This window comes from Butyrivibrio sp. AE3009 (genome assembly GCF_000420845.1).
GTDB lineage: Bacteria > Bacillota > Clostridia > Lachnospirales > Lachnospiraceae > Butyrivibrio.
Genome location: NZ_ATVS01000033.1, coordinates 1 through 15,665 on the forward strand (window position 1 = coordinate 1; position 15,665 = coordinate 15,665).

Sequence of the window (15,665 nt, forward strand, 5' to 3'; positions counted from 1 at the left end):
ATTACAAATCTTGCCTCGAAGGTTGTATCTGCAGGAAGTCCGTCTTCCTCTCTGGTGTTGAGCCTTGAATAGATAAACTCTGCAGTAAGCTCTACGCCTGCATTGGCAATCTTCTCGCCATCCTTATACCAGCCATCGAACTTATAGCCGGCAGCTGCTGTTGCCTTGGATCCAGCGATCTTATCCTGAGTGTCAAGCACCTGATGGGTCTCATCTTCAGGAGTTACTGATCCGTTTCCGGCTGATGTGTAACTGATTGTGTAAGTATCATTAACATCGATAATAAATCTTGCTTCGAAGGTTGTATCATCATGAAGTCCGTCTTTCTCTCTGGTGTTGAGGTTTGCATATACAGTCTCTGCACTGATCTGTGCTGTATCTGCTACCTTCTCGCCGTTCTTATACCAGCCCTCAAATACATATCCAGAATTAGCTTTTGCCTTGGAACCAGAAATCTTATCCTGAGTATCAAGCACCTGATGGGTCTCATCTTCAGGATCTGCTGATCCGTTTCCGTCAGTTGTGTAGCTGATTGTGTATGTGTCATCAACGTCTATTACAAATCTTGCTTCGAAGGTTGTATCTGTAGGAAGTCCATCCTTCTGTCTGGTGTTGAGCCTTGAATAGATAAACTCTGCAGTAAGCTCTACACCCGCATTGGCAATCTTCTCGCCATCCTTATACCAGCCATCGAACTTATAGCCAGCAGCTGCTGTTGCCTTGGATCCAGCGATCTTATCCTGAGTGTCAAGCACCTGATGGGTCTCGTTTTCAGGAGTTACTGATCCGTTTCCGGCTGATATGTAACTGATTATGTAAGTATCATTAACATCGATAATAAATCTTGCTTCGAAGGTTGTATCTGCAGGAAGTCCGTCTTTCTCTCTGGTGTTGAGGTTTCCATATACAGTCTCTGCACTGATCTGTGCTGTATCTGCTACCTTCTCGCCGTTCTTATACCAGCCCTCGAATACATATCCAGCCTTTGCTGTTGCCTTGGATCCAGCAATCTTATCCTGAGTATCAAGTACCTGATGTGTCTCATCTTCAGGATCTGCTGATCCGTTTCCATCGGTTGTGTAGCTGATTGTATAGGTGTCATCAACGTCTATTACAAATCTTGCTTCGAATGTTGTATCTGCAGGAAGTCCGTCTTTCTCTCTGGTGTTGAGGTTTCCATATACATCTGCTGCGCTGATCTGAGCAGTATCTGATACCTTCTCGCCGCCCTTATACCAGCCATCGAACTTATAGCCTGCATCTGCTGTTGCCTTGGATCCTACGATCTTGTCCTGAGTATCCAACACCTGATGTGTCTCGTCTTCAGGAGTTACTGATCCGTTTCCGGCTGATGTGTAACTGATTGTGTAAGTATCATTAACATCGATTACAAATCTTGCCTCAAAGGTTGTATCTGCAGGAAGTCCGTCTTTCTGTCTGGTGTTGAGGTTTCCATATACAGTCGCTGCACTAATCTGTGCTGCATCTGATACCTTCTCACCATCCTTATACCAGCCATCGAACGTATAGCCAGCGGCTGCTGTTGCTTTGGATCCAGCAATCTTATCCTGGGTGTCAAGCACCTGATGGGTCTCTTCCTCAGGATTTACTGATCCGTTTCCGGCTGATATGTAGCTGATCTTGTAAGTATCGTTTTCATCTTCAGTCCAGATTGCATAGAGGATATTGCCCTCAGCCTGCAATGTGTAACTAGCATGCTCATCATAAGGTGTTCCATTGCCATCAGCACTTGTATTCCATCCATCGAACTTATAGCCGGGGTTAGTAAATCCATTTTCCTTAACTTCTACATCAGTGCCAACCTTACCTGTGGAAGGATCCATTGATCCGGTACCGCCGTTGGCATCATAGATAAGATCAACCTCAGCTGCATCCCATACTGCATAGAGAGCATGGTAAGGCTGCTTCTCATCTGCGGCTACAAATTCATGGTTATACGTTCCGGTCTCCTGGTTATATTCAATAAAGAGATCGGTCACTTCAGAAAGGCCGTTTTCGTGCTCATCGTCTCTTGCCCAGCCCTTGAATGTATAGCCAGCTCTTGTAGGAACAGATTCTCCATCTCCTATTCCATAAACCTTAACAGCGACATTTACATCAACTTTTGGATCTATACGGTAGCTGCCGCCATCATAGTTATTGAACCATATGATATGAGTAGGAGTTGGCATCTCAACCTTTACATATTCTGCGCGAAGCTGAACTGTATAGGACTTAATAGGCTTATTGTCTTCTGTAACTCCAAGATCTACTTCCTTGGCATTTTCCTTTTTAACTACAAATGTAGCACCGGGAAGAACTGTATCAGTTGTATCCTCATATTGTTCAGTAGTAGAATTCCACTTCTGAACTACCCAGTGTGAGAAACGGGTCTCATATTCCTTGCCATTCTCAGTAATCTTAGGTGTTGTAGTAGGAGCTGCACCTGCTGCTGCGTTAGCAGTATCTGCATAAAGGTTGGTATCACTAGGAGCAGGGCTTCCACCATTAGCATCATAAATAATTCCTATACCTGTAGCGCCATCAAGAGTTGAACGCCATCTTGCATATAGGTCAAGCTTTTTGGTGATCCAGAAACGATCTCCACCGTTATAGCCTGTTTTATCTGAGTTGTAAGTAGCTCCTTTGCCCCACTTATTCATGGGATCAGTGAGATCAGTATCTTTATTGTAACCAGCTGTAACTGTTGTTTCATTAAGAACAAACGCATCTGCATTAAAGCTGTTGTCAAATCCAGGATCCAAGTACCAGCCTACAAATTCAAAACCGGTTCTTCTTCCTGTAGGAGTATCTACTTTTCCGCCATAGGATATACGGAAGTTCATTGCCTGGGTCTCAGAACCCCAATCAAGAGTTGAATCCTCTCCTGCATTAGGATGCAGGAATACACGGTACTGTATCTGACGCCACTTGGCGTATACTGTGATACCACCCTCAGGCATCTTATTGAAGTTATATTTCTGCGTGCAGGCATCATCTACATACCAGCCCTCGAATACATAGCCTGTTGGTATTGTGGATGGTTCCTGGTCCGCGTAAGCAGAAATATTAGCCTGATACAGGATATTTTCCTTAATTCCCAGGTGTCCTCTGTCAATCTCATTGAGACGGTTGTCGTTACCATCAAAGTACGAACCATCCATAAAATTGATCTTATAAGTGTTACGGGTATAGTAGCAATTTACAGTTCTAACATCATCTCTTATATTCCACGCATTGGAAGGTGTGTATCCGAATTTGGTAAATCCAGCCAGCTCAAAATAATCCTCATCTTCAGTCCAATGCATATAGCCATTGGTAACTTGACTCGTATATTTTACGAACGTCTTACCATTATAACTAACCGTTTGTCCGGTTTCTCCCGGAAGTGCTTCAACATAATAATTAATTGTTCTATCGTAATTATATAATTGAGGCAAATCATACTTATGGAAAACAACATCCGCATCTAGCATAATGTCTATATAGGCTACTTTTGCATCGTAAGTATTATGGGATGGTTCTTCCCACCAGCTTCCTTCATAGTTAACCCCATCTGTTCCAACAATAGGGAAATTATCCTTTATAGACTGTCCATAAAGAGCTGTTATTTCTTTAATTGTCAGCCATGTATTTGACTTTACAAATACTGTTCCGTTATAAACAGTACCATTGTTATTATTTGATGTTCTAAATGCACCATTTCTCCAATATATCTGTTGGAAATTACTGTTGATAAATCCATACTTAGTCGGATTATTATCATTATCGTTAGTAGATACAGTATATTGAACCTGGAATGTCAGTTTGCGCTGGTTCCTGTTGTAATAAACGTTAACTACAGTATTTCCCTCTGGTGTTATGGTCTTTCCATCCTGATCGGTACTCTCATAATGGAATCCGGTATATTTATAATCTGTACCATCGATTCTTGTATAGGCACTATTTCCGTTTCCCTGTATGCTTACTATATTGATTGATGATCCGGAAGTTCCGGAAAGAGGAATAGATTTTTCAAAATCATATCCATTTGCATCAATGTTCTGCTTCCAGATAAGGACAGTATAAGCTGCATTTTCTTTTGCTTTCCACTTAGCAAAAATGGTTGTCATCTCTGTAAGAGCATGACCAAACTCAAATGCTTCGCCAAGAGTCACATTTCCATTTGTGTCCTTGGTTCCCGTGAACCATCCCTGGAACTCATAACCATTACGGACCATTTCGTTATCTTCACAAGGCTTCTGGGTTACTTCATCAGCTTTTACAAACTGAGGAGCATTATAAGTAGCGCCTTTTCCGTTTTCATCAAATACAAGCCAGTGTCCAGCCGGAAGATCTACAGAAAAGGTTACGTCACCTTTTATCCCAATACTTGTTCCGTTCTGATATCTTGTTCCTTCTGTATAGCCATCAATATTGGCTCCACCTTTAGTAGCAAGCCATCCCTCAAATTTGTGCTCGTTATCGCTTGGAGTAAAGGACATATTAACTGTATACTGCTGATACTCGGTTGTATCATCCGCACGGAACTTAATCTCGCTGGAACCAAGGGATGCCCCGCGATCATCAAGATAAGATACAGTGTATGCCTTAAAGAGCATTGCGTAATAAGTTACCGTATCACCATCATTAACGCCCGCTTCAAGTTTCGCTCTTACCTTTGCACGTACGCCATCGATGTCAAGGCCTACTGTGTTTGCATCATAAGAATTATCTTCTGCCCATCCGCGGAACATAACGCCATCATCAAGATCACCAACACCGGGATCATAGACAATATCCTCAAAATGACTATCACTATTTGCTCCATCTGCAAGATCACTCTTCTTTACATAAACAGATGAGATTACATTATCGCCATTCTTGAAGATAACATTAAGTCTGTTATCCTCAGGAATCTCACCGGCTACGATATAGATAGAGAATTCATCGGTCTTGAATTCTGCACCGTTTTCATCTACAGATTCTACCTGGGAATCAGGAAGAACCTCTGCTTCACCGTCATGGTCATGAACGACTGAGAAGGACTCACCTTCGATAGGAGTGTTCAGTGCCAGACTTACGTGAACGTATTTATTATCTGCAGGCTGGATCTCTTCGCCTTCATATATGAACTTGATCTCAGCACCTTTAGCCTCGGCAACATTGTCGCCCAGGGCATCTTTAGCTGACTCCAGAGCCTGGTTGTCAGAAACAGGGCTTATAACAGCCTCTGTACCCTTAGGGAATACACCAACTTCTGCATTTACTGATACGGACAGGCCGCCTGCAGGAACGTTTTCTCTTACGATGGCAGGCATCTTGTCTTCAATATCTTCTTCAGCTATGAAGTTTGCTGTGAAGGTTGCATCGCTCTCGATACCGGAAGGAACGAACGTTGCGTCTGCGCATACCTGATTGCCATCCTCATCTGTCCAGTCAACAAATGAATACTTATCGTTCCAGGCTGTAGCAGTCGCGCCTTCGAACTTGGCATTCTCATCATTTATATTGATGGTCTCTTTGAAAAGAGAAACTCTACCACCCTTGGTAGCTTTATATCTGACAGTTACCAGCTTCTCTTCAACTGAGCTGGCCTCTGCTGCAGCATCCTCGCTTGATGCTTCACTGGAAGCCTCTGAAGCATCTTCTGAGGAAGCTTCTGAAGATGCCTCTGATGCATCCTCACTTGATGCCTCGCTGGCAGCTTCACTTGAAGCTTCTGTTGCATCCTCGGATGAAGATGAACCTGTGGATGCAGCGCCTGCTGCATCAATTGTGCTCTCTGTTGAAGCTTCGGAAGGAGTCTCTGAAGGATTTTCTGCAGGTGGTTCTGCAGGATTTTCTGCTTCGCCGCCCTCTGCAGGCTCTTCAGGAGTTGGATTTTCGGGTACGTCAACATTTCCGCCCTCACCTTCATCGGTGTCAGCCGGAGTATCTTCTCCCTGGGCGTCATCTGATGATTCATCCGTCTCCCCGGATGTATCTTCATTTCCGCCTCCACTCTCATCCTGTGTGCCGGGCACTTCTTCAACTATCTCATCCCAGGTTGTAGCCTTTTCTTCGACAGCTGAGGCTTCTGTAGCAGCCGCTTCGTCCTCGGCATAGGCAACTGCGCTTGCAAAATCACTACCAAAAGTAGTAAAAACAAGGGCAATTGATAACAATAGCGCCAGTAACTTTTTACTCTTTTTTAACATAATTTGATCCCCCTCTAGAATCATTTTTGTTACCGTTGTAAGTTACCAAAATTCAAGTCGAGTATTAAATTGTGAGTTAGTGGGATTATTTTTCGAAATAAATTAAGACACGGAGTCCTTTCTGTCTTCTGTCTTCATTTCGCCGCTCGCCATGACATCATCCATGAGTCTGACAAGTTCCAGCATGCTCCTAAAACGCTTGGACTTATTCCCTTCAGCCCAAACGACTTCCCCTTGATAGGTATCATGCTGATTATATTCTACCTTGACAATAAAGGTCCCCTTCTTTTTGTTCATACCAAATATCCTTTCGTTAGGAATATTTTAATGTCTGGGCAATCATATAAACAATCATAGAGCGAAATTTTTTTGTGGAAATTGTTAAAATTTTCTTAACTTTATTTCACGGTTACCATTATTATATCGTACAAACAGACGCTCAAACATTAAAAAAGCCATTAAATTATCGCCACTTTACTGACTTTGTGCATAGTGACGGGGGCAGCTCTGTCAGAGGGCGATATAGTTTATTGATAAAAAGGTATGGACAGTGGAAATGCCGTAAACATGCTGGTTTACGTGCGCCTTGTGATTTTCTAAGACTCGATTCCAAAGGAATGGCTCCTACTCATGCCTATTCGTGGACAGTCGCCACTCCTTCGGACTCTCGTCTTGAAAATCATCGCGTCGTACATGAACTGCACATTTTTCCGACATTTCCACTGTCCATTCTCTTTTTTGCGTAGTCTTTGGAAGCCTCTGCCACAGCTTTCCCCTGTGCTATGATAAGCCAGGTGTAATTGGCGCTTATTTAGCCTTTATTTTGATGTTTTTGAGCATGAATCTATGTGATATATATCAGGATGGTAACCGCATAAAGTACGGCTGCAATCGCGGAGGAAAACAGCGGATACCACTTGGGGTGGTATCCGCTGTATAGGGTTTGTTATTGATTTAGGGTATTGGCCTGTTAGCTTTCTTCATCTTCTTTCTTTTTGCCAACGAAGAGAAGTGAGAATGCTGCTGCGGCTGCTACGATGATTGCAAAGGCTCTTGCTGAGGTATTGGTCTCATCGTCTGTTCTTCCGCGTCTTGCGCCGAGAACTGCCTGGCCGTTACCTGTTTCACGTCTTGCACCAAGTACTGCCTGTCCGCCGGGAACTACTGCTACAGGTGTAGGAGTAGGTGTTGTTACAGGATCCGGTGTAGGTGTAGGTGTAGGAGTAGGTGTAGGCGGTGTAGGAGGTGTCGGAGGTGTTGGCGGAGGTGTAGGAGGCGTTGAGGAGGTACTGATCACGCTGTAAATAACTGCGTCGTAATCCTTACACTTCATGGTCTCATCATCAGCCGCACTTACCTGCAGGGCAAGGAGCTTCTTGGCTCTCTCAAGAGCTCTCTCAAAAGGAGTCTTCTCCTTGGTTACTTCTTCCATCTTCCAAGCCGTGAATACAAGGCCCTTAACTGTAGGTCTTGTAGGAAGAGGAATATCGTCACCTTCTCTGAAGGTTCCGTTATAAGCCTTGGCCTGTTCCTGCCACTCTGCGAAGTTCGCAGGTTCTGTTACGCCGTCTGCCAGTCTGTACTCGAAGGTGATGTCATAGGTTATAGGATCAAATACACCTATGATCTCAACATCCTTGTTAGGCATCGGGAAGCTTCCACCGGAAATTGAAACATCCTTGGAATCCCATCCGCTGAACGCATATTTATTAGCGGAAACGTCGGGCTCAACATATACGGTAACACCGTATGCATATGACTTGGTTGCAGGTACTGTAACTCCCGAAGGAATCTCATCACCGACAATCTTATATACAACCTGATGCATTTCCGCATCGAAGGATCCCTGAATAAGCACATTGGCTGCCGGCATTATAAATGACTGTCCGCTCTGTCCCTTAATGAAGTTAAAAATCTTATCTATAAGAGATCCGTTTTCCTTGATCTTATAATTTCCTGTCCAGCCGCTGAATGTATGTCCGGGCGCTGTAGCATCCTTAGCAAGGTATACTGTATCGCCGGCATAGTGTGAAGGCTCTGTAGGTGCAGGATAAGGATCTGTTCCTGCGGGAACCGTTCCAACGTATTCATAGGTAACTGTATACTTGATACGCTCGAAGGAACCAACAAGGAGTACATTCTTAGCAGGCATTGTGAACTTATCATCTACAGGTGTTACCTGCTCTGATGTCCAGCCCAGGAACTTGTATCCAAGATCTGCTGCCGCATCAGTAACCGCCTGAGTCTGCGAGCTTACATCAATTGGATCACCTTCGTACTTGCCTGTAAGCTTGTCAGGAACTGTCAGACCAGCGGGAGCTGTCTCATCAAACGCAAACTCAACTTCATAAGTAGGAAGCTCTTCCCATACTGCGAACAGTGCCTGGTAAGGCTTAAGTTCATCAGCTGCAACAAGCTTAGCTTCATCATCAGCGCCGCAGGCTGCATTGCCGTAGTACTTGCCATCCTTATACCAGAGGAAGTTAACGGTTACATTCTGAAGGAAGGTGTCGGGGCCGGCCATGAAGTCTGTTGCCTCTGCTTCTGTGGTACCCATATCTACCTTAGCCCAGCCCTTGAACTCGAAGTTCTCTCTGTTTAGAGGGTTCTCAGGATTAAGAATCGGCACTGCTTCGTTGATCTTAAGAGTACTTCTCTCGGCATCTCCGACCTTCATTACTGTATCAACATGGAAGGCCTTAGTTCCGTCGTTGTTAAACCAAGGAATATAGGTAGGTGTAGGCTCATCAATCTTCTTATACTCTGCGCGAAGCTGCATTGTATAGATCTTGTGAATACCATCTTCCTTGTCTACTACATGTGAGTAGCTTGCCTTGGCATCAAAGGTTCCGCCCGGCAGAACTGTCTCATTTGTATCAACATATTTATCCTGATCTTTGTCATATCTCTGGATTACCCAGGTCTCAAACTGATAACCATCGGGAGCTGTAACAGCCGGAACTGCAGAAATTGGTGCTCCTTCTGCATAGCAACGGCTATCTTCTGCTTTTCCGGTACCCTTTCCGGGATCTTTGGTAGCAGGATCATTATCAAGATCGGGATCTTCTATATCGTAAACTACATAGAGTCCGTCAGCGCCGTCAAGGATTTTTCTCCACTTACCGTAGAGATTGAATTCCTTGGTTATCCATGTACGCTCAGGATGAGGCTTATCACCGGTCGTCACTTCAAGATCAGAGTTCCAGGTTGCCCCTTCACCGTAAATATCCATAGGATCGGTGTTGTGAGTGTGTTTATCATAGGCCTGTGTAACCGTTGATTCGTTGAGTTTCTCGGCAAAGTTAAACATGTTGCCGGCTGTGCATGCTTCATCAAGATACCAGCCAACGAACTCATATTGAGGTCTCTCACCTCTTCGTTCTGATATTGTTCCGTTATAAGATACACGGAAGCACATGGAAGGATCGTCATCACCCCAATCAAGATCAGGGTCATTTGTTCCGTCATCCATCTTTGCATTAGGATGCAGGAATACACGGTACTGAATCTGAATCCACTTAGCGTATACAACTGCTCCTGAAGTTGACATCTTACTGTCAAAATCAAACTTAGCTCCGGTACATCCTTCATCAACATACCAGCCGTCAAATACATAACCCGGCTCAGGACATGTAGGATTATCGATGTTGAATCCATCCGGATGATCTTTCAGGTACGTGCTGATCTTAGTTCCGTATCTGATACCGGTTACGGCGTGGAGCATATTACCGGCACGGTTATCCGTTCCTTCCAGTTCGCCGTTAAAATACTCACCGTCCATAAAACGGATCGGATATGACAGTGGTCTGTAATAGAAGCCTATTTCACAGTTTCTGCCACTTTTCTTATAATTATCCTGCTTTAAAAATGTATATCCATCAATTGCAGGATTGTGCTGTGAATTAACACCATCCTGATTGGATCTGGCATGAATTTCTCTGTTCGGTTCCTCAGGAAACTGACCGTTTTCATCTTCAAAATAAATCTTGTAGGTCCAATTATACGGCTCATTATCATATCTTGCGGTCAGGTAATTGGCACCACTGTGAGTCAGATCACCAAGTACCATTTCATCAAGGACATTAATTTCACCCTTGACGGTATCTTTACCATGATCATCACCGGTAAAGGCCTTGGCTGTGCGCATAAGCAGCCAGCTAATAAAGTACTTCGTATTGTTTGCTACTTCCACATCGTCATAAGAAGGCCATTTCTTGGAAATATCATCACCATAAAAGGCATCAAATTCATAGTAATAGTATCTCTTGTTTCCATCTTGCACAAAATCAGAAGGTACATTACCCTTTACCTTTGTTATTCCGGAAAGCTGAGTACTCCAGTTACCGCTGTATGGATTACCAAGTTTGGAAGAACCATGATAGCCATTGCCATCCTGAAGAGTCACGAACATTTTGACAAAATAGTGCATACGGTCAAAATATACGTTAACCACTGCATCTCCCTCAGGAGTGATCTTAACATTGGTATCATATTTATTCATGGTAAATCCGATGAACGGATCATTTAATTTACTGCCTCTTGCAGCTTCAGAATCAATTCCGCCATACTGCTTTTGTGCAGTACCGCCTCCCTGCTTCTTAACATTGATGTCTACATATTTCATCTCGCCAATGGTATTTTCCGTAATGGCAAGATCGGCGATATTCTCACCAACTCTGTCATAACCCACTATTGAATCTGTGAAGTCATAACCATTCTTCTCTGCGTTCTGCTTCCAAATAAGGATTGTATATTGAGCTTCATCAACAGGATCCCACTTAGCATAGAGGGTAGTTCTTTCTGTTATAACATCTCCGAAAACAAACTTCTCACCGGTTGGAACGCCATCCTCACCGGGTGCTCCTGTATACCACCAGTCGAAAGTATAACCGTTCCTGAGCATATCCTTCTTTTCCCTGGGCATTTCTGTAGGCTCATTAGTAAGCAGGAACCTGGGTGCACAATAAGTTGCTCCCTTACCGTTCTCATCAAAAATCAGCCAGTGGCCTTCAGGCGCATAGACAGAGAATACTACATCACCGCAGATGGTGATAGTTTCTCCCTGCTTGAAAAGATTCTCCTGATCAGGATCGTAGGTGTAATCATCATCACCCTTTTTCACAATGTTAGCTGCATAGGTGTCAGGGTCAAATACGTGCCATCCACGGAACTCATGCTCATCATCGTTAGGTGAATAGCCCATATCAATTTTGTACTGAGCGTTCTTATCATCACCGGTTGCATCTGCACGATATAATACAGATCTCTGTCCAAGTGATACATTGCCATTCTCGACAGTATCAATGTAGTTAACAGTGTACTGCCTAAAGAACATTGCGTATACTTTGTACTCATCTCCGTCATTAGCAGGAGGAAGCAATGTTGCTACTTTGTTACGTACTTCATCAATGGTCCAACCCTGGGTCTCAACCGTATAATCGGGATCTTCAGTCCAACCTTTGAAGATAACGCCATCCTCAGGATCTCCGGTACCGGGATCATAGATAACCTCGTCTATTCTGGGGATATCTTTCTTCTTAACCATCATGGAGGCGACTTCAGATGTGCCGTTCATGAATCTAACGTTAAGACGGGCATCCTCGCCATTGATAACAACGATATAAATAGAGAAGCTGTCTGATGTAAACTCTACGGAATTGCCCTGTACATCGGCGTTGTCAATTAGACTTGCGTCGCCGTTATCATCGATGTGTACAATGTGTGTATCCTCAGGATCTGCGATCACATCACTTACGAATTTAACGGATATGGGAATAAGGGGCTCGATCTCTTTATTCTTATAGGTAAAAGTAATATCTACAGCCACTGTTGTCTCTACATCGGCATCGACAACTTCTTCCGCAGCCTTAGCTACCTTATTGTCATAAACAGGAGTGATATTAATTTCTGTTCCCTCAGGGAAAGCTCCCTCAGGTGCATCGATTAAGATGTTAAGTCCGTTTACGTTCTCCTCAAAGGAAACAGCGGGCTTATTTACATCATCTTTGACAAAAACAGCTATGAAGGTGGTATCTTCTTCGATATCCTCGGGAACGATGGTTGCAGTCTTGCATGCAAGGCTTCCATCCTCATTTATCCAGTTAGCGAACTGATAACCTTCATCTGCTGTAGCTGTGGCACCTTCAAAAGACTGTTCCTCATCAGCAATGTCAACAGTCTCAGATTCTCTTGAAAGCTTACCGCCTTCATCATCTGCTATTTTGTAAGTAACAGTTACAAGCTTTGCCTCATGAGCTACTTCCTCTGATGAAGCTTCGCTGGATGCTTCGCCGGCATCTTCGCTGCTGGCCTCGCTGCTAGCTTCAACAGACGCATCCTCGCTGCTGGCCTCACTTGCGGCTTCGCTGCTCGCTTCGCCGGGTACTTCGGCGGCCTGCTCGGTTGATGCTGCGCTTGATGCCTCCCCAGCATCTTCGCTGCTTGCAGCTGCGGACGCTTCGGTGGCAGGAGCCTCTGCGGGAGCTTCTACAGTCTCTTCCTGTGCCGGCTCCTGCTGCTCGCCTCCTTCGGGCTGCTCAGCAGATTCGTCATTTCCTGCTTCCGCAGATGACTCATCTGATTCTCCGGGCTCCTCGCCCGAAGGCTCCTCCGGATTCTGTGAATCCTCCGGAGCTGACTCACTAGGAGTCTCCAGGGATTCCTTGATCTCGTCCCAGGTCGCAGCCTTCTCTCCATCGGACTGTTCTTCCTCGGTGGCGTAGGCAACAGACCTTGTGAAATCACCGCTAAAAGCCGTGAACACAAGAACAAGTGTCAACACAAACGCCAATAACTTGTTACATCTCTTCAACATAATTTGATCCCCCTCTAGAATCATTTTATTTCGAGCAATTTCTCTATCGGATAATCTGCGCTTACGCAAATTATTTTAGAAAATAAGACATCATGCTGTTAATCATATTTTGAATTATTTTTGTCCGATATGTGAAATTTCTGTGAAAGTTTGTTTCATTTTATATTATTATATATCAGTATTACGGTAAAAATACTTAAAAAAGTATAAAAAATGAGCGTTTTCAAGAATTCTATCTTGAATAACGCTCACGAATAGCCGATATATAATAGCGTGTGCGACGCAAATCCACGCTGCTTCTGCTATTTTCATTTTATAAACAATTCATAATCTCCCAAATCACTCCACGTTTTTCAGCGCTTCACTCATTGGAATTCCTCCGATTTTACGATATTCCATAACCGCAACAATCGCATATGTGATTATTCCAAGCAAAAACATCTTTATGTAAACCGTTGGATCCAGCCAGATTATCATCCAGCCGCTCATCATCTTTTTTAACATTACCCTGAAGATTCCCACCATCACATAGGACAGTATCGGGTAGGATAACAGAAGAGATATAACGACAACCATTGCCGTGGGCACTATGTATAAAGAAGCAATCTCACTCCTTGAATATCCCAGGATCTTGGCCATAGATATGGACTGTACATTCCTTTCGATGATAAGCTTGGACAACAGATATATGAGCACAATGAACATGACCACCGAGAATGTGTCAACCATGTACATAAGGCTTCCCATGGAGATCAGGAGCTGCCTGGTAACCCTTGTAAGGGACTCCTCATCAATGACAGTTCCGATATATTTCTCCTCAATATCCGTGATCTTTGTGTCAGAGAAATACCCCGAGAAGAACTCCTCATCCATCCCCAGAACCGTATTCAGATGCTTTTTGCTCATAAATACGGCGATTCCTCCGTCATACTTGTAGATTCCCGTGACCTTGAAACCGTAGTATTTATCCTCATAGGGTTCCTTCAGCGTGATGACATCGCCCTTCCCCAGCCCATACTTGTCCGCATAGGCCGAGGAAATAAGAACTGTCTTGTCATTAAACTTCGTATCTACATACCTGCTGTCATCAGCGATTCCGTACAGTGTGACCTCCTCAACCCTGGTGCCGTCCTCCCCCGTGGTCTTAAGGCCGTAGGCGGAGAACTTCTCAGCGTCGGGATTGTTGGTGTTTATCTTACTCTGCAAAATAGTATAGGAAAAAGCCGCAGCAAGCTCATTATCGCCATCGATTGCCCCTGCCGGGATCTGCAGCAGATACGTATGTTTCGCCAGCATGATATCCGTCACCAGCCCCTGGTAGTGCACCAGCATAGGCGGCAGCATCATTCCGAAGAACAATAGCATATTTGCGAACAGCAGTCCCGCGAAAAGTATGATGTAGCTGCTCTTATTCTGGATCAGTATCCTTATGCGGAATCGGTTCAGAAACCTTATCTTCTTATTTAATGTAACGGCGTGCTTCTGATTTTTGCCCGACAGGTCTCTTCTTATTAATTTAAGAGGACTCAGTGAGAGCTTTTTTCTCAGGATAAAATACGTAACCACCAGCATGATGATCATCGGTATTATCGTAGTCTTAAGGAAAGCCTCGGCGTTCCACAGGGTTACGTAGGTGGGCAGCGAATAGCTTCCGTAGTATAGATCTGCGCAGAGATCCTTGAATACAGTGTAGCCCAGGATATTTCCGATGATAGCCGCAATTACCGTAACGATCAGCGGCATGGCCATGTAGTGACGTATCAGCTCATTTATGGTATAACCGGACGCACGAAGCGTTCCAATGACGTTGGCTTCCTTATGAATAGTGTTGTTGATGGTTATTCCGAATACAAAGGCAATGATCAATATAATAATGTAGAGAAGTACCTCCACCATCGCCTTGTCACCCACGATATCTTCGCCGGTGAAGGTAATGGACTGATTGAGATACCCCGGAATGAAATTCTCCAGCGTGATCCTCCCGGAGATGGCCTCCATCAGGTCCTCAGAGACCTCTTTTTCCTCCTCTTCGGTCCCCGGCTTAACGTCATACAGCCAGGCATAGTTGTAGCGAAGCGCCCCATCCTCGAACTGTGCAAAAGCCTCTTTTGAAACAATTGCCACTCCGAAGGCTGATGCATCAAACATCATGTCGTTATTATTGTAAAAAAGTGCACTATAGTCCGAAAGTGCCACCAGCCCTGCGATCAGATAGCTCTTTTCCCCGGAAACAAGCGAATCTCCCACAGTCAGGCCGTTGTTGTCCGCATACATCCTGTCTACTGCAATTTCAGACAGCCCCTCCGGGAGACGTCCTTTCATGACGCATACCTTGTCAACTTCTTCTCTGTTTGCGAAGATCCTTAGCTTCGTATCATTATCGAACTCCTTCTCCACATAGAAGTTCTCATAGACCGTTACACCCTTGCTCTTAATCCATTCCTTCTGAGTATCTGTCAGTCTCTCTTCCGTTCTGAAGTTCCCATCTTCAATGCTGTATTTATCAAAACTTTCGTTATATGCAATTATCATGCTCTCCCCGGCAACGAGAAAACCGGAGACAAATCCTATGGAAAATACCATCAGGATAAAAATAACAATGTATTTCCCGATATCGCCGGTAAGCTCACGAAGGAGCCTTTTGTTTAACGGATTTTTCATACTCCTTCCCC

At 44.3% G+C, this 15,665-nt stretch carries 4 protein-coding genes; all 4 read right to left on the reverse strand.

Annotation, left to right across the window (positions count from 1 at the left end):
* Positions 1-6,179, reverse strand: a 6,179-nt coding sequence (locus G588_RS20395; protein WP_035788607.1) for an InlB B-repeat-containing protein, incomplete at its 3' end; no start/stop codon positions are given.
* A 102-nt stretch (positions 6,180-6,281) separates the two neighbouring features.
* Positions 6,282-6,476, reverse strand: a complete 195-nt coding sequence (locus G588_RS0114215; RefSeq protein ID WP_022779402.1) for a hypothetical protein — start codon at positions 6,474-6,476, stop codon at positions 6,282-6,284.
* Positions 6,477-7,149: 673 nt separating this feature from the next.
* Positions 7,150-12,993, reverse strand: coding sequence for an InlB B-repeat-containing protein (locus G588_RS0114220; protein WP_022779403.1), 5,844 nt, complete (start codon positions 12,991-12,993; stop codon positions 7,150-7,152).
* Between the two features lie 339 nt (positions 12,994-13,332).
* Complete coding sequence (locus G588_RS0114225; RefSeq protein WP_022779404.1) at positions 13,333-15,654, reverse strand: ABC transporter permease; 2,322 nt, start codon at positions 15,652-15,654, stop codon at positions 13,333-13,335.
* Positions 15,655-15,665: the final 11 nt, after the last annotated feature.